21 protein-coding genes, 1 tRNA gene, 2 rRNA genes and 1 pseudogene (1 of these 25 only partly in view) are annotated in these 22,500 nt (G+C 62.1%); 11 read left to right on the forward strand and 14 right to left on the reverse strand.

The features are described from left to right. Positions 1 to 156: 156 nt before the first annotated feature. Positions 157 to 318: a hypothetical protein gene (locus tag NKJ26_RS30150; protein ID WP_352699251.1), complete on the reverse strand. Its 162-nt coding sequence runs from the start codon at positions 316 to 318 to the stop codon at positions 157 to 159. Between NKJ26_RS30150 and NKJ26_RS30155 the strand changes: the two are divergent. After that, a pseudogene (locus NKJ26_RS30155) lies at positions 287 to 907 on the forward strand (AraC family transcriptional regulator); the annotation flags it as partial. The gene NKJ26_RS30150 and the pseudogene NKJ26_RS30155 sit on opposite strands and share 32 nt — an antisense overlap. Positions 908 to 1,015: 108 nt before the next feature. Here the strand turns inward: NKJ26_RS30155 and NKJ26_RS30160 are convergent. The 7 genes from NKJ26_RS30160 to NKJ26_RS30190 all read right to left on the reverse strand — a co-directional run bounded on the left by NKJ26_RS30160 (position 1,016) and on the right by NKJ26_RS30190 (position 7,728). Continuing rightward, positions 1,016 to 2,116, reverse strand: a complete 1,101-nt coding sequence (locus NKJ26_RS30160; RefSeq protein WP_352699220.1) for an ABC transporter ATP-binding protein — start codon at positions 2,114 to 2,116, stop codon at positions 1,016 to 1,018. Continuing rightward, positions 2,116 to 3,219: an ABC transporter ATP-binding protein gene (locus NKJ26_RS30165; RefSeq protein ID WP_352604262.1), complete on the reverse strand. Its 1,104-nt coding sequence runs from the start codon at positions 3,217 to 3,219 to the stop codon at positions 2,116 to 2,118. Before NKJ26_RS30165 ends, NKJ26_RS30160 begins: the two co-directional genes overlap by 1 nt. Continuing rightward, the gene (locus tag NKJ26_RS30170) at positions 3,216 to 3,437 is read right to left on the reverse strand and encodes a hypothetical protein (RefSeq protein WP_352604264.1); all 222 of its coding nucleotides are present in this window, start codon (positions 3,435 to 3,437) and stop codon (positions 3,216 to 3,218) included. Before NKJ26_RS30170 ends, NKJ26_RS30165 begins: the two co-directional genes overlap by 4 nt. Beyond that, a complete protein-coding gene (locus NKJ26_RS30175) occupies positions 3,434 to 4,393 on the reverse strand; it encodes a carbohydrate ABC transporter permease (protein ID WP_352604266.1) in 960 nt (319 codons plus the stop codon). The genes NKJ26_RS30170 and NKJ26_RS30175 overlap by 4 nt, the downstream gene beginning before the upstream one ends. A gap of 1 nt (position 4,394) precedes the next feature. Continuing rightward, on the reverse strand, positions 4,395 to 5,300 hold the full coding sequence (locus tag NKJ26_RS30180; protein ID WP_352604268.1) for a carbohydrate ABC transporter permease: 906 nt from the start codon (positions 5,298 to 5,300) through the stop codon (positions 4,395 to 4,397). A 68-nt stretch (positions 5,301 to 5,368) separates the two neighbouring features. Beyond that, entirely contained in the window at positions 5,369 to 6,685 is a 1,317-nt protein-coding gene (locus NKJ26_RS30185) for an ABC transporter substrate-binding protein (protein ID WP_352699224.1), read from the reverse strand. A 359-nt stretch (positions 6,686 to 7,044) separates the two neighbouring features. Further along, positions 7,045 to 7,728 (reverse strand): TetR/AcrR family transcriptional regulator, encoded by a 684-nt coding sequence (locus NKJ26_RS30190; RefSeq protein ID WP_352699226.1) that lies wholly within the window; start codon positions 7,726 to 7,728, stop codon positions 7,045 to 7,047. A 136-nt stretch (positions 7,729 to 7,864) separates the two neighbouring features. Here NKJ26_RS30190 and NKJ26_RS30195 point away from each other — a divergent pair, with 136 nt between their 5' ends. From NKJ26_RS30195 to NKJ26_RS30205, 3 genes are read left to right on the forward strand one after another with little or no spacing between them, the layout of a single operon-like run. Next, positions 7,865 to 9,061 carry a Tm-1-like ATP-binding domain-containing protein gene (locus NKJ26_RS30195; protein ID WP_352699227.1) on the forward strand — a complete coding sequence of 399 codons (1,197 nt, stop codon included), beginning with the start codon at positions 7,865 to 7,867 and terminating at the stop codon, positions 9,059 to 9,061. A 12-nt stretch (positions 9,062 to 9,073) separates the two neighbouring features. Next, positions 9,074 to 9,940 (forward strand): phosphoenolpyruvate hydrolase family protein, encoded by an 867-nt coding sequence (locus NKJ26_RS30200; RefSeq protein ID WP_352699229.1) that lies wholly within the window; start codon positions 9,074 to 9,076, stop codon positions 9,938 to 9,940. A gap of 6 nt (positions 9,941 to 9,946) precedes the next feature. Then, positions 9,947 to 10,366: a cupin domain-containing protein gene (locus NKJ26_RS30205; RefSeq protein WP_352699231.1), complete on the forward strand. Its 420-nt coding sequence runs from the start codon at positions 9,947 to 9,949 to the stop codon at positions 10,364 to 10,366. A gap of 73 nt (positions 10,367 to 10,439) precedes the next feature. On the opposite strand, the gene NKJ26_RS30210 is transcribed toward NKJ26_RS30205, so the two are convergent. Next, positions 10,440 to 11,630, reverse strand: coding sequence for a M24 family metallopeptidase (locus NKJ26_RS30210; protein ID WP_352699233.1), 1,191 nt, complete (start codon positions 11,628 to 11,630; stop codon positions 10,440 to 10,442). A gap of 370 nt (positions 11,631 to 12,000) precedes the next feature. On the opposite strand from NKJ26_RS30210, the gene NKJ26_RS30215 reads away from it, so the two are divergent. From NKJ26_RS30215 to NKJ26_RS30240, 6 genes are all read left to right on the forward strand, one after another. Continuing rightward, positions 12,001 to 13,611, forward strand: coding sequence for an ABC transporter substrate-binding protein (locus tag NKJ26_RS30215; RefSeq protein WP_352699235.1), 1,611 nt, complete (start codon positions 12,001 to 12,003; stop codon positions 13,609 to 13,611). A 135-nt stretch (positions 13,612 to 13,746) separates the two neighbouring features. Then, positions 13,747 to 14,733: an ABC transporter permease gene (locus tag NKJ26_RS30220; RefSeq protein ID WP_352699236.1), complete on the forward strand. Its 987-nt coding sequence runs from the start codon at positions 13,747 to 13,749 to the stop codon at positions 14,731 to 14,733. Beyond that, the gene (locus tag NKJ26_RS30225; RefSeq protein ID WP_352699238.1) at positions 14,730 to 15,560 is read left to right on the forward strand and encodes an ABC transporter permease; all 831 of its coding nucleotides are present in this window, start codon (positions 14,730 to 14,732) and stop codon (positions 15,558 to 15,560) included. The genes NKJ26_RS30220 and NKJ26_RS30225 overlap by 4 nt, the downstream gene beginning before the upstream one ends. After that, positions 15,557 to 16,441 carry an ABC transporter ATP-binding protein gene (locus tag NKJ26_RS30230; RefSeq protein WP_352699240.1) on the forward strand — a complete coding sequence of 295 codons (885 nt, stop codon included), beginning with the start codon at positions 15,557 to 15,559 and terminating at the stop codon, positions 16,439 to 16,441. The genes NKJ26_RS30225 and NKJ26_RS30230 overlap by 4 nt, the downstream gene beginning before the upstream one ends. Continuing rightward, complete coding sequence (locus NKJ26_RS30235) at positions 16,438 to 17,223, forward strand: ABC transporter ATP-binding protein (RefSeq protein WP_352699242.1); 786 nt, start codon at positions 16,438 to 16,440, stop codon at positions 17,221 to 17,223. Before NKJ26_RS30230 ends, NKJ26_RS30235 begins: the two co-directional genes overlap by 4 nt. Further along, the gene (locus NKJ26_RS30240) at positions 17,223 to 17,729 is read left to right on the forward strand and encodes an L-2-amino-thiazoline-4-carboxylic acid hydrolase (protein ID WP_352699244.1); all 507 of its coding nucleotides are present in this window, start codon (positions 17,223 to 17,225) and stop codon (positions 17,727 to 17,729) included. Before NKJ26_RS30235 ends, NKJ26_RS30240 begins: the two co-directional genes overlap by 1 nt. A gap of 105 nt (positions 17,730 to 17,834) precedes the next feature. On the opposite strand, the gene NKJ26_RS30245 is transcribed toward NKJ26_RS30240, so the two are convergent. Continuing rightward, positions 17,835 to 18,446 (reverse strand): NAD(P)-dependent oxidoreductase, encoded by a 612-nt coding sequence (locus tag NKJ26_RS30245; protein ID WP_352699245.1) that lies wholly within the window; start codon positions 18,444 to 18,446, stop codon positions 17,835 to 17,837. A gap of 37 nt (positions 18,447 to 18,483) precedes the next feature. Continuing rightward, the gene (locus tag NKJ26_RS30250) at positions 18,484 to 19,122 is read right to left on the reverse strand and encodes a DsbA family protein (protein ID WP_352699247.1); all 639 of its coding nucleotides are present in this window, start codon (positions 19,120 to 19,122) and stop codon (positions 18,484 to 18,486) included. A 151-nt stretch (positions 19,123 to 19,273) separates the two neighbouring features. On the opposite strand from NKJ26_RS30250, the gene NKJ26_RS30255 reads away from it, so the two are divergent. Then, a complete protein-coding gene (locus NKJ26_RS30255) occupies positions 19,274 to 20,182 on the forward strand; it encodes a LysR family transcriptional regulator (protein ID WP_352699249.1) in 909 nt (302 codons plus the stop codon). 249 nt (positions 20,183 to 20,431) lie between these two features. Here NKJ26_RS30255 and NKJ26_RS30260 read toward each other — a convergent pair. From NKJ26_RS30260 to NKJ26_RS30270, 3 genes are all read right to left on the reverse strand, one after another. Next, positions 20,432 to 20,508, reverse strand: a tRNA-Met gene (locus NKJ26_RS30260). Positions 20,509 to 20,649: 141 nt separating this feature from the next. Continuing rightward, positions 20,650 to 20,764 (reverse strand): 5S ribosomal RNA (gene rrf, locus NKJ26_RS30265). A 274-nt stretch (positions 20,765 to 21,038) separates the two neighbouring features. Then, positions 21,039 to 22,500 (reverse strand): 23S ribosomal RNA (locus tag NKJ26_RS30270) (it continues 1,348 nt past the right edge of the window).

The raw sequence follows: 22,500 nt of genomic DNA on the forward strand, positions 1-22,500 counted from the left end.
AAAAAATAGCGGCGGGGCTTCTGTATCTCCCCCCCCCCCCGGTGCCTTCCCCCTTATGCCCCGCTGCTTCTCTCAAAAACCCCCCCGGCCGCCCCGCCCTCCCCGGTTTTGGTCGGCCGCCCCGCTGCATAGGTCAGGGGCGGTTGCCGAGAGAGCCTACTCGGTGCGCCTCGGGCCGCGCAGGAACACCAGGACGGCCGCCAGCAACGTCGCCGTACCGCAATAGGCAAAGGCGCTGGCAAGGACGTCTAGCTGTATGTCGAACGAGGGCAGGTCGGAGTGCTGCCGGCCGGGAACCCTGTTGTTTTGCGGCAGCATGTACTTCAATCTCGACGGTTTGCACCCCTTGCTCGGCATGATGCCGGATGTGATGCGCACACATGAACTGGAGGCCTATGAGCCGGGTATTCCGCATTTGCTGGAATCGATGGCGCGCGAAGTGACGATGGAGCGCGTCGGCTCCGGTGGCATCCTGGCGCGGCTGGCCGATGTGCTGGCCGCCATCGTCATCCGCTCATGGGTCGAACGCGGCTGCGGCGACTCCTCCGGCTGGATCGCCGCCGTCAGGGATCGCGACATCGGCCGCGTGCTGGCTGCCATCCATCTCGAACCCGACCATGACTGGACGGTCGAGTCGCTGGCCAGGATGATGGGCTCCTCGCGCTCGGGCTTTGCCGAGCGCTTCGCCACCATCGTCGGCGAAACGCCGGCAAGATATGTCACCCAGGTCAGGATGCATCAGGCTCGGCAATGGCTGATCCGCGACCGGATGAAAATATCCGTCGTTGCCGCACGCCTCGGCTATGAATCGGACGCCGCCTTCAGCCGTGCCTTCAAGCGCGTCATCGGTTCGGCGCCCAGCCACCTTCGCGCCGAAGAACAGGCCGAGATCCGCCAGGCCGGTTGATGCAGTTGGCCGTGACTGGCTGACTGTTCCAAACTAGAAAGCCCGCATGGGCGCACTCCGTCCGATGGCGGCCGGCCTGCGGCATGGGCGTGCATGAAGGCAGGAAACTCAGCTTGCGTGGCGAAGGCTTATCCCGCTGCCCTTGTCGAACAGCACCACCTTGTCCGGGTTCCAGGCAAAGCGCACCGCCTGCTCGATGGCGACATCGGTCCTGGCCGGCACGGTGGCGCGCAACGTGGCGTCGCCGACGCGCAGCGTCAGGATCTTCTCCACGCCGTGGTTCTCGACATCGTGGACACGCGCCTCGACCGGCGCGCCACTCTCGAGATAGACATCCTCCGGGCGAACGCCGAAGACGAGCGGGCGACCATCGGTCGCTGCGCCAGTCTTTAGTCCCCAAGAAGTCTTGGCCCCCGAAAAAGGCAGTTCGAAATTCAGCGGCGCCATCACCGCGCGGCCGTTCACAAGCCTGCCGTCGATGAGGTTCATCGGCGGCGAGCCGACGAAGCTTGCCACATAAGTGTCGCGCGGATTGTTATAGATCTCGTGCGGCGTGCCGGTCTGGACGATGCGGCCATGGTTGAGCACCCCGACCTTGTCGCCCATCGACATCGCTTCGATCTGGTCGTGGGTGACGAACAGGAAGGTGGCGCCGAGCTGTATCTGGAGGTTCTTCAGTTCGGTACGCAGCGCTTCGCGGAGTTTGGCGTCAAGCGCCGACAGCGGCTCGTCCATCAGGAAGACGCGCGGCTTGCGCACGATGGCGCGACCGATCGAGACGCGCTGCATCTCGCCGCCGGACAGCCGGTCGGTCTTGCGGTCTAGCAGATGCTCGATCCTCAGCGTGCGGGCAGCACGATCGACGCGGTCCTTGATCTCGGCGTCGGGCAACCGGCGGATTTTCGGCTTCAGCGGGAACTCGAGGTTTTCGCGCACCGTGTAGCGCGGATAGAGCGAGTATTGCTGCAAAACCAGCGCCACGTCGCGCTCGGCCGCACCCCAGTCGGCAACGTCGACGCCGTCGATGAAGACCTGACCTTCGCTCGGCCTTTCCAGGCCGGCGATCAGACGCAACGTCGTCGTCTTGCCGGCGCCCGTCTCGCCGAGCAGGACGAAGAACTCGCCATCGGCGATGTCGAGATCGAGCCCCGTCAGCGCGGTGTGGTTGCCGAATGTCTTCGAGATGTTCTTGAGCTGGATATGGGCCATCAGAGTCTCACTTCCAGCGACTTGCCGCTTGCCGTGTCGAAGAAATGCGCCTGGGCCGGATCGATCCGGGCAAATACCTTCTCGCCGGGACCGCTGACGAAGCCGCTCTTGGTGCGCGCACGCAGCATCTTGGAGCCGACTTTCAGGTCGACGATGTCGAAGGAGCCGAGCGGTTCGACGATCTGCGTCTCGACCGGCAGGAAGCCGTCGGCCGCATCGCGGCGGATGAGCACGCCCTCCGGCCGGATGCCGAGCGCCAACTGGCCGCCGGCATGGCCGTTGAGTTTCGACAGCAGCGCCCGCGGGAACTCGAAGCCGGCGGCAGCCCCGCCGACCGCCACCGAAACCGAAGACGCTGTTTCGGTGACCGCGGCATCGGCGACGTTCATCACCGGACTGCCGACGAACTGCGCCACGAACAGGTTTGCCGGCCGCGAATAGACCTCGTCCGGCGAGCCGACCTGCTGCAGCACGCCTTCATGCATGATGACGATGCGGTCGGCGAGACTCATCGCCTCGATCTGATCGTGGGTGACATAGATGGTGGTCGAGCCCTGCTTGATGTGCAGCCGCTTGATCTCGGCCCGCATCTCCTCGCGCAGCTTGGCGTCGAGCGCGCCGATCGGCTCGTCCATCAGCATCGCCTTCGGCCGCCGCACCAGCGCCCGTCCGATGGCGACGCGCTGCATGTCGCCGCCCGAAAGCGCCGATGGCTTCTTGCCGAGCAGGTCGCCGATTTGCAGCGTCTTGGCGACTGAACGCACTTCCTGGTCGATCTCTGCCTTGCTCTTGCGCGTGGCGCGCAAGGGGAAGGCGATGTTCTCGTAGACGCTCATATGCGGGTAGAGCGAGAACGACTGGAAGACCATGGCGATGTCGCGGTCGGCGGCCTTCAAATGTTGAATCGGCTTGCCGTCGATAAGGATGTCGCCCTCATCGATCGTCTCCAGCCCGGCGATGGCGCGCAGCGTCGTCGTCTTGCCGCAGCCCGACTGGCCGAGCAGAACGATGAACTCGTTGTCGTTGATCTTCAGGTTCAGGTCCTTGATGACCTGGACGGCGCCGAAGAATTTCTGGATGCCGCGAAGCTCGATCTGGGTCAATGCTGTGCTCCCGGATTTCGTATCTGTCCGGTACCGGCCTTCTGCTCCGGCGAGATCTTCGACGTGATGTTGAAGCCGATCAGCCCGATCAGGATGATGGTCAGGCCATATGCATGCAACAGCAGGTTCCAGGGCTGGCAGAGGGCGATGATGCCGAGCACCATCAGCACCTGCGATCCGGGTTCCAGATATTTCTGGTTGATGGCGCGAAAGCTCATTTGCGGATCGCTCCGAAGGACATACCGCGCAGCAGGTGGTTGCGGAGCAGGAAGGTGAAGATGGCGACCGGCAGCAGGAACAGGAAGGTACCAGCCGCGATCACCGTCCAGTCCGGCAGGCCGGAGCCGACCTGGCTGGGGATGAACGGCGGCGCGGTCTGGGCCCGGCGGTTGGTCATGATCAATGCAAATGCATATTCGTTCCACGCGGTGATGAAGCAGAACACGGCGGTGGCGGCGATGCCGGTGGCTGCCTCGGGCAGCACGATCTTGAAGAAGGCCTCCATGCGCGTGTAGCCGTCGACGAGGGCAGCCTCCTCATACTCTTTCGGGATCTCGTCCATAAAGCCCTTCATCAGCCACACCGAGAAGGACAGGTTGAAGGCGGTGTAGAGGATGATCAGGCCGACATGGGAATCATTCAGGCCGACCGCCCGGTACATCAGGAACATCGGGATCGCCACCACGACGGGCGGCAGCATGCGCGTCGACAGAATGAAGAAGAGCAGGTCCGCCTCGCCCTTCACCTTGAAGCGCGAGAAGCCGTAGGCGGTGAACGTTCCCATGCCGACCGCCAGCACCGTCGAGGTGATGGCGATGATCAACGAGTTCATGAACCGGCTTGGATAGCCCGACCACTGCACCTGGCCCTTGCCGTCGCGCACGATCTTCTCGCCGCCGTCGAAAACGACACGCTCCCACCATGGCGCCGCCGCGTACTCTTCCGGCGATGGCGGCGTGCGCAATTGCGAGCGCTTGGTGAACAGCTTCACGAAGGGTGATATTTCCGGCTGGAAGACAACCGTCGGCGGGATGGTGGTGGCGAGGTTGCGCGGCTTGAATGCCGTCGAGGCGATCCAGTAGATCGGCGCCAGGAAGATCACCGTCGCCACCAGGACGGCGACGATGGCGACACGGTTGAAGGCGATTTCGGAAGAAGTGCGGACGGCGGCCATCTCAGCGCTCCTTCACCTTGTTGAGGTATTTGACGTAGATGTTGGTGATCGCCAGCACCATGATCAGCACGATGTAGGCGAGCGCGCAGGAGCGCCCTGTCTGCCACTCCTGGAACGCCATCTTGTAGAGCCGGATGGAGATCAGTTCAGCCGTCGGCTGGGTGGTCAGGATGTAGGCGAGATCGAATGTCTTGAACGCTTCCATGGTGCGGAAGATGACGGCGATCATTAGGATCGGCGCGACCAGCGGCAAGGTAATGCGGAAGAAGGTGTAGAACGGACCGGCGCGATCGATCGCAGCGGCTTCGTAGAGGTGCTTCGGCACCGCCGAGAGGCCGGCCAGCGACAGCAGCATGACGAAGGGCGACCACATCCAGATGTCGGTCAGCGCAACGGCGTAGAGCGCCATCTTGGGATTAGCCAGCCACTCGAAATTGCCAAGCCCGAGCGCATAGTTGATGACGCCCCACGACGGGTCGTAGAGCAGTTTCCAGAACAAGCCGACGACGGCCATCGATAGCATCATCGGCAGCAGCAGCAGGGTCGTCAGCAGGCCCTTCAGCGGGATATCGCGGTTGAGCAGCATCGCCATGCCGAAACCGACCAGCAGTTGGCCGGCGACCGAGATGATCACGTACTTCGCGGTGATAGCGAAGTTGGACCACACATAGGGGTCGTTGAGCAGGTCGCGATAGTTCTGCAGCCCGACGAAATTCGCCGGCGCATTGGTCGACGCGCGAAAGTCGGTGAAGGAATAACCAAGCGAATAGATCAGCGGAAAGATGTTGAAGACGATCAGGAACAGGACCGTCGGAATGATGAAGAGGTTGCGGATGGAAATGTCGCTAAGGCCGCGCGCGGCCGCTCTTGAAGACCTGTCCAGCGTCGTGATCATCGTGGTCGCCAAGACCTCTGCTCCCGTTTGCAGAAAAGAAACGGAGGAGGCACAAACGCCCCCTCCGTGAGGCATGATTGTTACTGGCCGCGGCCGTACTTCTTGAAGGTCGCGTTCCAATCGGCCGCCAGTGCGTCCAGCGTTTCCTTGGCGGTGCCTTCGCCGCCGATCATGTAGGGATAGACGCGCTGGTTGAGCTGCTGTAGCAGCTCGGCATATTCCGGCACCGCCCAGAAATCCTTCACCTTGAACATGGTCTCGTAGAAGGCCTTGTTGTACGGTGTTGCGTTCTGGAATTCAGGCGACTTGAGCACGGCCGCGCTGCACGTGTAGCCGCCAAGTGCCGCCCACTTCTTCTGGGTCTCGTCCTTGATGAACCATTCCAGGAACTTGATCGCCTCGTCCTGCTTTTGCGAGTAGGAAACGATGGAGATGCCTTGACCGCCGAGCGCGGCGAACTGGTCGCCGTTCGGGCCGGGAGGATTGGCGAAGAAGCCGGTGTTCTTGGCGTTCGGGTTCGACGCCTCGTTGATCAGCGAGGGGAAGAACGCGAAGTAGTTCATGCTCATCGCGGCCAGGTTTTCGGTGATCGCCTGGTTGTCCTCGACGAAGAACGACTTGGCCCAGCCTGGAGGCGTGAACTTGTAGAGCTCCTTGTAGGCATCGAGTGCTGCGACGGCCTTGTCGGAGTTGATGAAGCCATCGACCTTGTAGGTCGAATAGTCGCCCAGTTCGCCGCCATAGGAGAACAGCGCATTCTCGAAGCCCATCGCCATCGCGTCATAGGAATTGTCAGTGTAGATGGCGATGCCGTATTTCTTCTGATCCGGCCTGTAGAAGAATTCGGCGATGTCGCGCAACGCCTTGAAATCCTTCGGCACGTCGAGATCGTAACCGTACTTGGCCTTGAAGGCTTCCTTCTCCTTCGAATCCTCGAACCAGTCCTTGCGATAGGACCAGCCGACGGCGTCGCCTTCAAGCGGAATAGCCCAGTACTTGCTGCTGCCGCCCGGATATTCGGCATAGTACTTCACCGTCGCCGGTGCCATCACGTCGCCGACCTTGTGCTTGTTGAAGAAGTCGGTCAGGTCGACATAGTGGCCACCGGTCGAGCCGGCACCGAGCCATTGCGAGTCGCCGACGACCATATCATAGGCGTCGCCATGGGCGTTGAACTCGGTGAAGGCCTTGGTCTGGAAGTCGGACCATGGCGTGGTTTCCACCGTGATCTTGACGCCGGTTTCCTTCTCGTATTCGTTGCCGAGTTCCTGCAAATAGTTGGCTGGATCCCATTCCGCCCAGAAGATGGTGAGCGATTTTTCCTGCGCGTAGACGGACGTCCCGCAGGCAAGCGTTAAGCCGATACCAGCAAGCACGCTGGTCACTAACTTGCGCATAATGATTTCCTCCCTTGTGCGCGTTCTACCTTGTCATGCGAGCCGGCAACGGGGCCGACCCTGGTAGTTCCTCCCGTGATCGCACCTTTCCGATTCCGAGCCTCCTCGCCCTGCCGGAAAATGGATCGCAACCCTCACTTTCGATCCGCTTTTCTTTTCTGATCTGGTATTACCAATTCTGCATGCGCGTCAAGCCCTTTCTTGGCAGCTTGACTTGGCCATTGCTATCGGATTCCGGCTTTATCTGCCTGTTTTCCCATGATTTTCCTACTCAGTGATATAGAAAGCCATTGTCGTCGACCTTACACTGCTATTAATATCGATAGTCGACGTGCAAATCTGGTCGAACCAGATTAGCACTATCTTTGTGCCATCGTTGCGCCGAGACTGTCCGCGCCGTCGATCGCTTCCGCGACCGCCGCGCGCACCAGCGCCCCTGCCGCCCATTGCGCGACCGACATCGTCCTGCGGCTGTCCAGCCCCCAGATGTCCTTGAGCACGATCAGCACTTCGACGCCGAAGATCAGCGACAGCGCCTGCGCCAGCCGCTTGAAATCGCGTGGAGGCAAATGACCCTTGAGCGGCGCGATCGCTTCTTTCAACAAATCGATGCGGTGACCACGCTTGAAGGCAGGCTCGCCGCCCAGCGTACCGGCCTGGCGCCGGGCCCATTGATCCAGCGACAGTTTCAGCGCCGCCTTGAACGTCGCTTCGAAGGCTTCGATGCGCGGCATCGCGGTGTCGAACAGGTCGGCGACCCGGCGCTCGGCATCGGCGGATGTCGATTGCCAGGTCAAAATCGGGCCGAGCCCCTCATCGACGACAGCTTGCACCAGGGCCGCCTGGCTCGGGAAATAACGATAGGCGGTCGCCCGGGACACTTCCGCGGCCTCCGCGACCTCGCTGACCGACGGCGTGGCGCCCGCTTGCATCAGCCTTGTCGCCGTCTCCAGCATCAGCCGTTTGGTGCGCGCGCGCGGCCCGCGCTGGGCTCCCTCAGCGGTGTCGTGGCTTGCTGCGGCTTGTTGACGTGAGACATCCATATCAATACGATACGCGCGTCTCAAAAAATTGCAATGACCTCCTCGTTTTCGGAGTGGCTACGTTGACGCGTAAAGCACCAGGTTTTCATGCCCTGAGCAGCGCCGCCTTTGAACCCTCCATCGCGGAGGCGCGGCCATGAAGCGCATCTATGTGGTGGGCACCGCCGACACCAAGGGCGAGGAACTCGCCTTCCTGGCCGATGCGATCGCCGCCACCGGCGCCTTGGTGCTGCGCGTCGATGTCGGAACGCGCGACGCAACCATTCCCGTCGACATCACAGCGAAGGAAATTGCCGGCCATCACCCAGATGGCAGCAAAGCAGTGCTCGGCGGCAATGACCGCGGCGCCGCGGTTGCCGCAATGGGCATCGCCTTCGCCCGCTTTGCCCAATCGCGAAACGATATCGCCGCCATGATCGGCATTGGCGGCGGCGGCGGCACATCGATCGTCACGTCGGGCATGCGCGCGCTGCCGCTCGGCCTGCCGAAGATCATGGTCTCGACGCTCGCTTCCGGTGACACCGCCCCCTATGTGGACGTCTCCGACATCATCATGATGCCTGCGGTGACCGACATGGCCGGACTGAACCGGCTCTCCCGCGTCGTGCTGCACAACGCCGCCCAGGCGATCGCGGGCATGGCGGCAAGACCGGCGCCACCGCCCGACGGAAAACCGTCGATCGGGCTCACCATGTTCGGCGTCACCACGCCTTGCGTGACGGCCATCGCCGATCAGCTTCGCGCGAGCTATGACTGTATGGTCTTCCACGCTACCGGCACCGGCGGCCGCAGCATGGAGAAGCTGGCCGACAGCGGCCTGCTGTCCGGCGTCATCGATATCACCACGACCGAGGTCTGCGACCTGCTGTCCGGCGGCGTGCTGCCGGCGACGGAAGACCGTTTCGGCGCAATCGCTCGCACCAGAGTGCCTTATGTCGGTTCGGCCGGCGCCCTCGACATGGTCAACTTCTGGGCCCCCTCGACGATTCCGGAACGCTATCGCGGGCGGCTGTTCTACGAGCACAATCCAAACGTCACGCTGATGCGCACCACCGCACGGGAATGCCGGGCAATCGGCGAGTGGATCGGCAATAGGCTCGCCCTCTGTGAAGGACCGGTGAATTTCCTCATCCCGGAAAAGGGCGTCTCGGCGCTCGACGTCGAAGGCGGCGCCTTCTTCGATCCCGAGGCCGATACTGTCCTGTTCGAAGCCATCGAACGCACGATCAAGCCGAATGGCACGCGCTGCGTGACGCGCCTGCCGCTGCACATCAACGATCCAGAATTCGCCGACGCTGCCGTTAAAGCTTTTCTCGACATCGCCAGACAGTGAGAGATTCAAGACATGCCCGCCATACCGCGCAAGGACATACTGAAGAAATTTCGGGGAATGATCGACAAGGGCGTGCCGATCGTCGGCGGCGGCGCCGGCACCGGCCTGTCGGCCAAGGCCGAGGAAGCCGGCGGCATCGATCTCATCATCATCTATAATTCCGGCCGTTACCGAATGGCCGGGCGCGGCTCCGCCGCCGGCCTGCTCGCCTATGGCAATGCCAACGAGATCGTCAAGGAAATGGCCTATGAGGTGCTGCCAGTGGTCAGGAACACGCCGGTGCTGGCCGGCGTCAACGGCACCGACCCCTTCGTCATCATGCCGCTGCTTCTGGCCGAACTGAAGACGATGGGCTTTTCCGGCGTGCAGAATTTTCCGACCATCGGCCTGTTCGACGGCACCATGCGGCAGAGTTTCGAGGAGACCGGCATGGGCTTTGGGCTCGAGATCGATATGATCGCCGAGGCGCACAAGCTCGACCTCCTGACCACGCCCTATGTCTTCAACCCGGACGAGGCCCGCGCCATGACCAACGCCGGAGCCGACATCGTCGTTGCCCATATGGGCGTGACGACGGGCGGCTCGATCGGCGCCACCTCGGCCAAGTCGCTCGACGACTGCGTTGTCGAGATTGACGCCATCGCCGATGCCGCGCGCTCGGTGCGCAGGGATGTCATCCTGCTTTGCCATGGCGGGCCGATCTCGATGCCGGACGACGCCCGCTACATTCTCGATCGCTGCGAGGGCCTGCACGGCTTCTATGGTGCAAGCTCGATGGAACGGCTGCCGGCGGAAGCCGCGATCGCCCGGCAGACGGCGGATTTCAAGGCGGTGACGCTCGCTGGTAGCGGGAATAAGGCGGCAAATAAGAAGGGATAATGAGAGATGACCGACAAGAGCAAGGTGTTTGTCTATCCGAAGGATGTCAGCGCCTTCGGCTTCGACTGGGGAAAATTGTCGCTGACCGTGGCTCCGGAAGTGAACGGCGCGACCCGCTTTTCCGGCGGCGTCGTCGACCTGCCGTCGGGCAAAGGCCACACGCGCCACAATCATCCAGGCGCCGAGGAGATCATCTTCGTCATTTCAGGTCATGGCGAGCAGATGGTCGAGGACGAGAAGGGCAATCCGCGGGTCGAGAAGGTCGGCCCCGGCTGCACCATCTATGTGCCGGAAAGCCGGTTTCACTCGACGCTGAACACCAGCGACGGGCCGATGCAACTCTTCGTCGTCTATTCGCCCGCCGGCCCGGAACTGGGCTTACGGGAGCTGCCGGATTTCAGGCTGATTCCGGCGGGTGGAAAATAATATCCGTTCTATACGAGGAGAAGATGCCGGCAGCTGGTGAGTTTCCGGGAAGAGGCGCCGCCTTCATAGCCAATTAGACGGTCGCACCCCGGTTCCACCCCCGGCCCCGGTCGCCGAACATCACATAACCGGTCTCGGTAACCGCCAGCGTGTCTTCCAGCTTGATGAAGCCGCGCTTCGGGTGGAGCATCGTGGTCTCCACCGACAGCACCATGTTCTTTTCCAGCGGCTTGGCGGCGTAGGTGCCTTCATAGGTCACCGGATGATTGGTCATCAGGAACGGCGCCTCATGCGTGATCAGTCCCATGCCGTGGGCGAAGAAATCCGTGTAGGCCGCGACCTTCGATGTCTTCAGCACGCCCTCCGCGTGCGAAATCATGTCGCCGCCCAGCGTGCCCGCTCTGACTTTGGAAAAAGCTGCCTGCTGCACCGTCTCGATCTGGGCTAGCAGATCTTCCAACTCGGCATCCGGTTCACCCAGAATGCCCATCCGGCAGAGGTCGCCGATATAGCCGTGATAATTGCCACCGGAGTCGATCGACAGCACTTCGCCCATCTTCCATGCTTGCGGCGAGGCGGCGCGGTTGTGGCTGGAGCCCAGCGTCAGCAGGCAATATTCGAAATGCGCGCCGCGATTGGTCTCCTCGCGCCGTAGCTGCTCGATGATCTCCGTTTTGGTCGTGCCTTCGCGCGCCCAGGCGATGGTCGCCAGCATGGAATCGGTGATCAGTTCGGAGGCGGTGCGCAACTTCTCCAGTTCCGCATCGGTCTTGATGGCGCGCATGCGCTCGAGCATGTCGGTCGCATCGATCAACTTGGCATCCGGCAGCGCCTTGCGGATCAGCGTGTACGCATCCGACGGAAGGAAACCCGGCTCGATGCCGATGTGGGCGTTGCCCTTCCCAATCTTCGTCAGGTGCTCGACGGCGAGGTTGGCGGCATCCAGCGTGCCCCAGCAGGCGGCGTGCAGCGTCGGCGTCCAGAACGGGTGGTTCTGGTGCTCGCCGCCCTCCATGCGGTTGCCGATATAGGCGGCGTGGTCAGGCCCGCCCTTTTCGTAGACGACGATCGGCAGGTAACGGCTGTGGCCGATCGCATCCATGGCGGCGAAGAAGATGAATTTGTAGCCGCCAAGCAGATATTGCGTGTTGTGCTTCGAGGTCGCCAGCAGCACATCGATGCCGGCCTCTTCCATCAGCTGGTCGACCCTAGTCTGGTCGAACGGGATATTGCTGACGGCACTCTTGCCCGGCGCAATATTCATCTCTCTCTCCCTGAATTGCCAGGGATCGGCGGTGTTGCGCTCCCGATCGCTTGGCTGCGTTCAAATCTGCACATTTTGAGCACTCTGGTCTAGCCAGAAATACCGCAAGGTCGCCCACCTCGCCCTCGCCCTATCATCGTTGGCGACATATCCATCCGATCTGGTCTTACCAGATCTTTTGAATGGAACCACTTCTTCCTAACTGGTCCAGCGGACGAAAATTTCAAAGCCACGCGGGGATGCGCCAATTCCGTCTCTGGCGAAACCGTCGGCAAGGCTCATAATCGCCGGCAAGAATGCAGGCGGGCCCGCCGGCGTTCGAGGGGTGTTGGCGCGCCCGGCCGGGTCGCGGAGAGGACGGAGTTCGATCATGTCAGACGTCACGATTTCCAGGCGCACGATGCTTGCCGGCTCGGCAATGCTGCTGGCCTCCACCGCCATACCGATTTCAGGCTGGGCGCAGACGCCCAAGAAGGGTGGCCGGCTGGTGCTCGCCGCCGATTCCGAGCCGCGCAACCTTAACCCGGCAATCGTCGCCTCCAACGGCGTCTTCTTCATCTCCAGCAAGATCGTCGAAACACTGGCCGAAGCCTCCTTCGACGGCAAGGACGGGCTCGCGCCTCGGTTGGCGGTGAGTTGGGAAGGTGCTGCCGACGGGCTGTCGGCGACGTTCAAACTGCGCGAGGGCGTCAAATGGCACGACGGCAAGCCGTTCACGTCGGCCGACGTCGCCTTCTCGGCGCTGCAGATCTGGAAGCCTTTGCAGAACCTCGGCCGCACCGTGTTCAAGGACCTTGCCGCCGTCGACACTCCTGACGATCTCACCGCCGTGTTCAAATTCGCCAAACCGACCCCGTTCCAGCTGATCCGCAACGCACTGCCGGCGTTGAGCAGCGTCGTGCCGAAGCACATCTACGAGATCGGCAAGATCGAGGACAATCCCGCGAATAACGCGCCAATCGGCACCGGGCCGTTCAAATTCGGTGAGTACAAGGCAGGCCAGTACTACCGGCTGACGAAGAACACCGATTACTGGGGCAAGGACGAGCCCTATCTCGACGAAATCATCTATCAAGTGCTGCCCGACCGCACATCGGCCGCGAGCGCACTGGAAGCGGAAGAGATCCAGCTCGCCGCCTTCTCCGCCGTGCCGTTGGCTGACCTCGACCGCATCTCCAAGGTGCCTGGCCTGAAAGTGATCACCAAGGGCTATGAAGGGCTGACCTACCAGCTCGTCGTCGAGATCAACCATCGCCGCAAGGAACTGGCCGACCTCAAGGTACGCCAGGCGATCGCGCATGCCATCGACAAGGATTTCGTCGTCAAGACGGTGTTCCTCGGCTACGCCGCCACCGCCACCGGCCCGGTGCCGAAGAACGACCCCCAGTTCTATACCGCAGACGTGCCGACCTATGCCTTCGACGTCGCCAAGGCCAACGCCCTGCTCGACGGAGCCGGTTACAAGAAAGGCGCCGATGGCAATCGCTTCTCACTGAAACTTTTGCCGGCGCCCTATTTCAACGAGACCAAGCAGTTCGGCGACTATCTGCGCCAGGCACTCGCCGCCATCGGCATCGATGCCCAGTTGGTCAACAACGACTCGGCAGCGCACATCAAGGCCGTCTACACGGACCACGCCTTCGACCTCGCCGTCGGCCCGCCTGTGTTCCGCGGCGACCCGGCGATCTCGACCACCATCCTGGTGCAAAGCGGCATTCCCGACGGCGTGCCGTTCTCAAATCAAGGCGGCTACAAGAACGACGCGCTCGATGCCCTGATCGCCAAGGCATCCGAAACGCTCGACACCGCTGCCCGCACCGATCTCTACAAGGAGTTCCAGAAAGAAGTGGCGGCCGACCTGCCGTTGATCAACGTCGCCGAATGGAGTTTTATCAGCGTCGCGCGCGACATAGTGGGGAATATCGCCAACAACCCGCGCTGGGCGGTGTCGAACTGGGCGGACACGTATTTGGAATCGTGACAGTATTTTGCGGATGAACGTTCGCGAAATCATCGTAGGCGTTGAGTTCTACAAGGCCCCCCTTTGTCCTGCCGGACAGAAGGGGGTGCCCAGGCGCGGTCCTGACCAACGTATCGCCAGCCCATCGAGGGCCGCATGACCCGAGCCCTCATTCTCCTCCGTCGCCGCCTCGTCGGCAGCATCTTCGTGCTGCTGATCGTCGTCGTCGGCACCTTCCTGCTGCTCGAAGCCGCCCCCGGCGACGCGGTCGATGCCTATATCGTCTCGACCGGCGGCGACGCCGGCATGATCGAGCTGCTGCGCCATCGCTGGGGCCTCGATCAGTCGGAAGTGACGCGGCTCGCCAACTATCTCTGGGCGTTGCTGCATCTTGACCTCGGTCTGTCGGTGACCTTCTCCAGGCCGATCCGCGATGTCATTCTCGAGCGCCTCCCCAACACGCTGTTGTTGATGGGCAGCGCCACCGCGCTCTCCTTCGGGCTCGGCTCGGCACTCGGCATCTACGCTGGCGCCAAGCCAGGCAGTTTCCGTGACCGGTTCCTGTCGATCGGATCGCTGGCGCTCTATGCCGTGCCCGGTTTCTGGCTTGGCCTGGTGCTGATCGTCGTCTTTGCCGTCGACCTGCGCTGGCTGCCGATCGGCGGCATCGAAACCCTCGCCTCGGACAAGATCGGCTTAGACCGCGCCGCCGACATCGCCACCCATTTGGTGCTGCCGGTGGCGGCACTTGGCTTCATCTACCTGGCCCTCTATCTGCGCATGATGCGCGCCGGCATGGCCGAGGTCTGGCGCCAGGATTTTGTGCTGGCCGCCCGCGCCAAGGGATTGTCCCGCCGCCGCATCGTGCTCGCCCATGTCGCTCGCAACGCGCTGCTGCCGCTGGTCACCATGCTCGGCCTGCAATCGGCCCAGATGCTCGGTGGCAGCGTCGTCATCGAGAGCGTCTTTTCCGTACCCGGCCTTGGCCGGCTGGCGCAGGAAGCGGTGGCCGCGCGCGATACTCCCTTGCTGCTCGGCATCATTCTCGCGAGTGCCGTGCTGGTCATCGTCATCAACTTTCTCGTCGACATCGCCTATGCCTTTCTGGATCCGCGCGTCGGCGCCGGCGAGGCTGGTGCATGAGCCCGCTCCGCCGCTTCCTGCGCACGCCTGAGGCAGTTGCCGGCGCGATCATGCTCGCGGCGCTGGTTGCGATGGCGCTGTCGGCGTCGCTGCTTTTCCCTGGCGACCCGCAAGCGATTGCCGGGCCAGCGCTGCTGCCGCCGTTTCAGGATTGGTCGCTGCCGCTCGGCACCGACCGGCTCGGCCGCAATATGCTGGCGGAACTCTTCCACGGTGCCCGCACCTCACTTGCCGTTGGGCTCGCGGCGGCGGCGGCGGCACTCGCCATCGGCGCGGTGATCGGCACGCTGGCCGGTTTTGCCGGCGGCCTCGCCGACGAGGTGCTGATGCGTATCACCGACGCCTTCCAGACCGTACCGGGCTTCCTGCTGGCGCTGGCTTTCGTGAGCGTCGTCGGACCGTCGCTCGGCATAGTGGTGATCGCCATCGCGCTCGGGACCTGGCCGGGCCCGGCTCGCATAGCGCGCGCGGAAATCCTTTCCATTCGCGAACGCGATTATGTCGCCAGTGCCCGCGCCATCGGCATGCATCCGCTGGAGATCGCCTTTCGTGAGGTGTTGCCCAATGCCTTGCCGCCGGTGCTTGCGATGTCGTCGGTGATCGTCGCCGCCGCCATCCTCACCGAGGCGGCTTTGTCCTTCCTCGGGCTAGGCGACCCAAACCGCGTCACCTGGGGTGGCATGATATCAGAGGGCCGTGCCGTGCTGCGCACAGCGCCATTCCTGTCGATCATCCCCGGGCTAGCGCTGGTACTGACCGTACTCGGCGTCTATCTCGCCGGCGAAGGCATCGTCGAGACCTCGGCCGTGAGAAGAGGCCTGTCGTGACAGCACTCGCTTCGATCCGCGACCTGACGGCGACCTATCGCCGCGACGGCGGCGAGGTGCCGGCACTGAAGACCATCAGCCTCGACATCGTGGCCGGCGAGCGGCTGGCCGTCATCGGCGAAAGCGGCTCGGGCAAGAGCACACTGGCGCTGGCGATTGCGGGATTGTTGCCGGCATCGTCCAGAATTGAAGGCCGGATTGATTGGTTTTTGCGGCCGTCATCGACGCTGGGTGCCAAAGCACCCCCCTCTGTCCTGCCGGACATCTCCCCCTCAAGGGGGGAGATTGACAGCTTCGCCGTCAGCAAAATCCCCCTCGGCGGCCGCGACATCGGCTTCATCTTCCAGGACCCCTCCGCCAGCCTCGATCCCGTCATGACCGTCGGCAAACAGATCGCCGAAGTCGCCCGCGCCCACCTCGATCTCACATGGCCGCAGGCCTATGCCAAAGCCAAAACCTTGTTCGAACGCGTCCGCTTGCCGGATCCGGACTCCGCCTTGCGGGCCTTCCCGCATCAGCTCTCCGGCGGCCAGAAGCAGCGCGTGGCGATTGCGGCCGCGATTGCGGCCGGGCCGAAATTGCTGATTGCGGACGAGGCGACCAGCGCTCTCGACACCATCGTGCAAGCCGAGATTGTCGCCTTGATCAGGCGGCTGGTGGCCGAGGATGGCATGACGCTGCTGTTCGTCAGCCACGACATCGCGCTTGCCGCCGAACTCGCCGATCGCATCGCCGTCTTCCGTCATGGTGAGCTGGTCGAGCTTGGCACGACGGCGCAGATTGTCAGTGCACCAACCCAGGCGTACACGCGCGCGCTGCTCGACGCCCATATCGGTCTAGACGCCGAGCCGCTGCTGAACCGACCCAGGCTCGACGCATGAGCCTGCTGGCAATTTCCAACCTCAGCAGAAGTTATCGTCGCGGCGGCAAGACCATCGCCGCCGTGGACGATGTCTCCTTTCACATCGAGCCCGGTGAAACCCTGGCACTGGCGGGGCCCTCGGGTAGCGGCAAGTCGACGATCGCGCGGCTGGTGCTGCGATTGATCGAACCGGATGCCGGTCGCATCGAATTCGAAGGAAGTAATTTCCTGGCTTTGGAGGGTTCCGCGCTGCGAGCACACCGGACCCGCCTGCAAATGGTGTTCCAGGATCCGCTTGCCGCCTTCAATCCACGCGCCACCGTGGCACGCGTGCTCGACGATCCCTTGCGCATCCATGGCATCGCCTCGCGGAGCGAGCGCCCCCGCAGCATCGCCGCGTTGCTCGAACGCGTCGGGCTGCCGGCGGATCTCACCGCGCGTGCCATCCATGAAATCTCCGGCGGCCAGCGACAGCGCGTCGCCATTGCCCGCGCTATCGCGACAAAACCGTCATTGATCGTGCTCGACGAGGCGGTGTCGGCGCTCGACGTTTCGGTGCGCGGACAGGTCCTCGAACTCCTGCTCGACTTGCAACGCCAGGAACGGATCGCCTATCTCTTCATTTCACACGATCTCGGCGTCGTCAGGGCGATTGCCCACCGCATCGTCCTTCTCGACGGCGGGCGGATCGCCGAGAGCGGCGATGCCCGAGCCGTCATCGATGCGCCGCAATCGGCCATAGGCAAGGCGCTGTTGGCCGCCGCACCGAGATTACACAGAACCAGCCCACAGGACACATGATGACCGATCCCGAAGCCAGAGCCGAAAAGCTGTCGCGTGAACTCGACTCGGCATTTCGCAACCGCGCCGACCTTTATCGCCTGTTCCTTGACGAGCTCACCGGAGAACTGGGCGCCGAAAGGGCTGAGGCGATCATGATCCGCGCCATCGAACAGCGCGGCAAGGAGGTGGCCGCGGCCGCCTTCGCCGGCTTCGGCGCCAATGATGCACGCGCGATCGGCGAGGCTTTCCTGGAGGTCAGCCCAGACGGCGGCCGCATGTACCCGACCGATGTCGAACGCAGCGATCATGGCATCGCCTTCAAGGTGAAGCGCTGTCCGCTGAAGGATGCCTGGATCGAGGCCGGTGTCGGCGACGACAAGCTCGCCACGCTCTGCCGCATTGCCGGCGCCTTCGATCGTGGGCTGTTCGAGGCGACCGGCGTGCGTTTCGACAATGTCACCTGGACGCCGGGCCATGGCTCCGGCTGCTGCGATATCGCCCTGACCAATCGGGATACAGTCTAGAAATTACGCGCCGACCATCATCTGACGACACGGAATGCCGGCTGACAAGCGTCGCCACCGCGCCGGCCGGGCTCGACCGAGCCTCGGCCGCCACCAGCGGTGTGATCAATAGCCGACGGTGAACCGCTGCCTGACATGGGCCGGCTTCTCGATTTCATCGACCATGACGATGGCGTAGTCCTCGAAGGAAATGCTGCTGCCCTTATCCGAGGCGAGAAGTGTGTCCTTGCCGATGCGGAATTTGCCGGTGCGCTCGCCTGGGATGAACAGGGCGGACGGCGACAGGAAGGTCCAGTCCAGATCGCCGACGGTCTTCAACCTGTCCAGGAAGTCGGCGCCCTTCTGCGCCTCGGCCTTGTAGATCGCCGGGAATTCGGGCGTATCGACCAGCCGCTTGCCGGGCGCGACTTCGAGACTGCCCGCGCCGCCGACGACGAGGTAACGCTTTACTCCGGACGCGCGCACGGCGGCGATCAGCGTGTCGGCGTCGCTGTCCAGGAAATGCACCGCGCTGATCACCGCATCATGGCCCCGGACAAGATTGGCGAGACCTTCGAGGTCGAAGACATCGCCCTTCCGAGCCGTCACGCCTGGCAGCGCCGCGATCCTTTCGGGGTTACGGGCAATGCCGGTGACCGTGTGGCCGCGATCGGAGAGTTCTTTCAGAAGGCGCGAACCGACAGCACCCGATGCGCCGATGAGAGCGACTTTTGCCATTTTCCGTTTCCTTGTTGGAGGTCTGTGGTGATTGAGATCAAGCCGCCGCGATATGGGCGACGAGATTGTCGAAGCTGCCGAACAGCGCGTTCGAACCGATGAGGTGAGGCGTATCGTTGCGGATGACCGCGAGTGAAGGCACGCCATCGGCATGCAGGCGCTGGAACAGCGCGCGGCCACGACCGACCAGGTCGCGGTGAGCTGCCAGCAATCCCTCGGTCGGCGCCCCCAGCATTGCAGCGGCGTCCGCCATTCCGGCGGCAGCAAGCACATCCGCGACGCCTTCAATGGTCACGACATCGCGGCCGTCGACATAGCGCGCACGCTGGATCGCCTTTAACGCGGCAAGCCGGCGGCTAGAATCTTCAAGGCCGGCGGCGCTGATGCCGAGCGTGGCTGCGTTGGAATCAAGCAAGGTGCCGCGGACATTGAGCACGTGGTGCTGATAGGCCTGCGTGAACTGTTGCCCGGTCAGGCGCTCGATACGCTGGTCGTTCGCCCAGGCGTGGGCAGCGAAACTCTCATCCATCGGGCGCGCGCCGGCACCGGAGAACAGGCCGGTCGGCAGCAGGTCGACGTGTACGCCGCTGGCCGAAAGCCTGTCCAGCATCGGCGTGGCGCCATAGCACCAGCCGCAGAGCGGATCGAAAAGATAAGTCACTTCCGAATTGGCCATCGTCGTTGCCGTTCCGCGCCGCGAAATAATCGCTTGGTTCGAGATAGTGGGCTGGCTGTACTGCGTTGGCGTATCTATGGCAGAGGGTGCTCTTGTGAAAAACAGGGCCCAATAATACAAACTGTCTGATTACATCAGACAAAACCAAGCCATGACCGACCTTCTGAATCTCAATCGGCTCGTTTACTTCACCACGGTGATGGAGACCGGCTCATTCACCGCAGCCGCCGATCGGCTTGGCGTCGCCAAAGCTGTGGTCAGCCACCAGGTCGGCAAGCTCGAGGAAGAATTGGGCGCAACGCTCATGCGGCGCACGACGCGGCGCGTCACCTCGACCGAAGAGGGTCGTCTCTTCTACGACCGCTCAATGATCATCCTGCGCGAAGCGGAGGCAGCTTACGGCGAAATCTCGCATGGTGCGGTCGAACCAAGCGGAATGCTGAGGCTGACCGCCCCGCTCGATTACGGCACCAAGATAGTGGCCCCCGTGATGGCAGCCTATCTGAAGACCTACCCGCACATGCGCGTCGAGGCGATCTTCGACGACGCGGTGAGTAATCTGGTCGGCGAGCAGATCGATCTTGGCATTCGCGTCGGCTGGCTCACCGATTCTTCCAACCAGGCGCGGCGCCTGGGTACGATACGACAGACGGTCGTCGCTAGCCCCGCCTTCGCGGCAAGCTTGCCGCCCGATGTCGGTCCGCGCCAGGCAAGATCGTTGGCATGGGTCGGCAACGCCCAGCTTCGCGGCATCAGCCAATGGCTGTTTTCCAGGGATGGCGAAAAGGTGCTGACCGAGCTCAATCCGGTCATCATGTGCGACAAGAGCCCCGCGGCCCATGCCTGCGTGCTGGCCGGCATCGGACTGGGTATATTTCCCGATTACAGCGTCAGCGACGATATCGCAGAGGGGCGGCTCGTGCCGGTGTTTGCCGGCTGGGCTTTGCCGACTGGAGGCATCCATGCCGTGTTTCCACCAGCGCGGTTCCGACCCGCCAAGGTGCGTGCCTTTGTAGACCTGCTCGCGGCTGCCGAGAAAAGACGATCGCGCCGCCTTTGAAACGCAATGACGCCGCCACGCGACGCTGAAGCGTTCCCAGGAACTTACGTTTGGCTGTTTCCTGAGCGCCTCGACGCCGTCATTGCCGACGCGCCAGGCAGCACATTTATTGCGCCTTTGCCGACGCCTGCGCGTTTTCTCGGACGTGTTGGGTTGCGCTTACTTTTGTGCTGGGAGGTGGCTTGGTGGGTTGGGGTTAGCTTGGAATCGAAACAGCCCGCGGGCGAGAGCCGGGCGGGCTGTTTGATTTGGTTGCGGGGACAGGATTTGAACCTGTGACCTTCAGGTTATGAGCCTGACGAGCTACCGGGCTGCTCCACCCCGCGTCAACCTTGGTTGGTTTGATCCGCCAACTGAAAGGGCCGCTTGCGCGGCCCCGGATCCCTTGGCGGGCCTTGTTTCATAAAGAGAAGATTTCTCTATCCAGCATTTTGGCTCTGGATATGAGATGAACGTGCATTTAGCAGACCTGGCAGCGACCTACTCTCCCGCGTCTTGAGACGAAGTACCATCAGCGCTGGAGCGTTTCACGGCCGAGTTCGGAATGGGATCGGGTGCAGCCGCTCCGCCATAACCACCAGGTCGGCAAAACGCACGTTGTTTCGAGAAGCTGGAATAGGGATTAGGCAGTAGGGAATAGTGAGTAGGGGATGCCTATTCGCTATTGGCTCATGCTCTTCACCTGTCTTTTTGTGCCTGAGCGACATCCACAGTTTGCTTCCGGGCAAAGCCCGCAAGCGCGACTGCGCGTCGCCGGTCGTCCGGCGCCCTCGCTTAAGCATAGGCCCGTAAGGGCCGCTCATGCGTGAGCGCTGGTAGACCATTTGACTTCGTCAAATGGGCATAAGGAATGAGAACGATCAAGCCGATCGAACTATTAGTACCGGTAAGCTTCAAGCGTTGCCGCTCTTCCACACCCGGCCTATCAACGTGGTCGTCTTCCACGGTTCTCAGGGAATACTCGTTTTAAGGTGGGTTTCCCGCTTAGATGCCTTCAGCGGTTATCCCGTCCGGATATAGCTACCCTGCTATGCGGCTGGCGCCACAACAGGTCCACCAGAGATCCGTCCATCCCGGTCCTCTCGTACTAGGGACAGATCCTTTCAATATTCCTACACCCACGGCAGATAGGGACCGAACTGTCTCACGACGTTCTGAACCCAACTCACGTACCGCTTTAAATGGCGAACAGCCATACCCTTGGGACCTGCTCCAGCCCCAGGATGCGATGAGTCGACATCGAGGTGCCAAACAACCCCGTCGATATGGACTCTTGGGGGTCATCAGCCTGTTATCCCCGGCGTACCTTTTATCCGTTGAGCGATGGCCCTTCCACGCGGGACCACCGGATCACTATGACCGACTTTCGTCTCTGCTCGACTTGTCAGTCTCGCAGTCAGGCAGGCTTATGCCATTGCACTCAGCGAACGATTTCCGACCGTTCTGAGCCCACCATCGCGCGCCTCCGTTACTCTTTAGGAGGCGACCGCCCCAGTCAAACTACCCACCATACATTGTCCCGGACCCGGATAACGGGCCGCGGTTAGACATCCATAGTGATAAGGGTGGTATTTCAAGGGTGGCTCCACCTGAGCTGGCGCCCAGGTTTCAAAGCCTACCACCTATCCTACACATGCCACTACGAATGCCAATGTAAAGCTATAGTAAAGGTGCACGGGGTCTTTCCGTCTAACCGCAGGAACCCCGCATCTTCACGGGGAATTCAATTTCACTGAGTCTATGCTGGAGACAGCGGGGAAGTCGTTACGCCATTCGTGCAGGTCGGAACTTACCCGACAAGGAATTTCGCTACCTTAGGACCGTTATAGTTACGGCCGCCGTTTACTGGGGCTTCGATTCAGAGCTTGCACCCCTCCTCTTAACCTTCCAGCACCGGGCAGGCGTCAGACCCTATACGTCGTCTTGCGACTTCGCAGAGCCCTGTGTTTTTGATAAACAGTCGCTACCCCCTGGTCTGTGCCACCCTCCTCTACTTGCGTAGAAAAGGGTCACGCTTCTTCCGAAGTTACGCGTGCAATTTGCCGAGTTCCTTCAGCATAGTTCTCTCAAGCGCCTTGGTATACTCTACCAGACCACCAGTGTCGGTTTCGGGTACGGTTTATAAGGAGGAGCTATTTCCTGGAACCACGCAGCAGCCCGTTCAATCCGATAAGATTGGACTACCTCAATGATCCGTCACTACCTCCAAGCCCACGAATATTAACGTGGTTCCCATCGACTACGCGTTTCCGCCTCGTCTTAGGGGCCGGCTAACCCTGCTCAGATTAGCTTTAAGCAGGAACCCTTGGTCTTTCGGC

Source organism: Mesorhizobium sp. M0152, from assembly GCF_040322415.1.
Classification (GTDB): domain Bacteria; phylum Pseudomonadota; class Alphaproteobacteria; order Rhizobiales; family Rhizobiaceae; genus Mesorhizobium.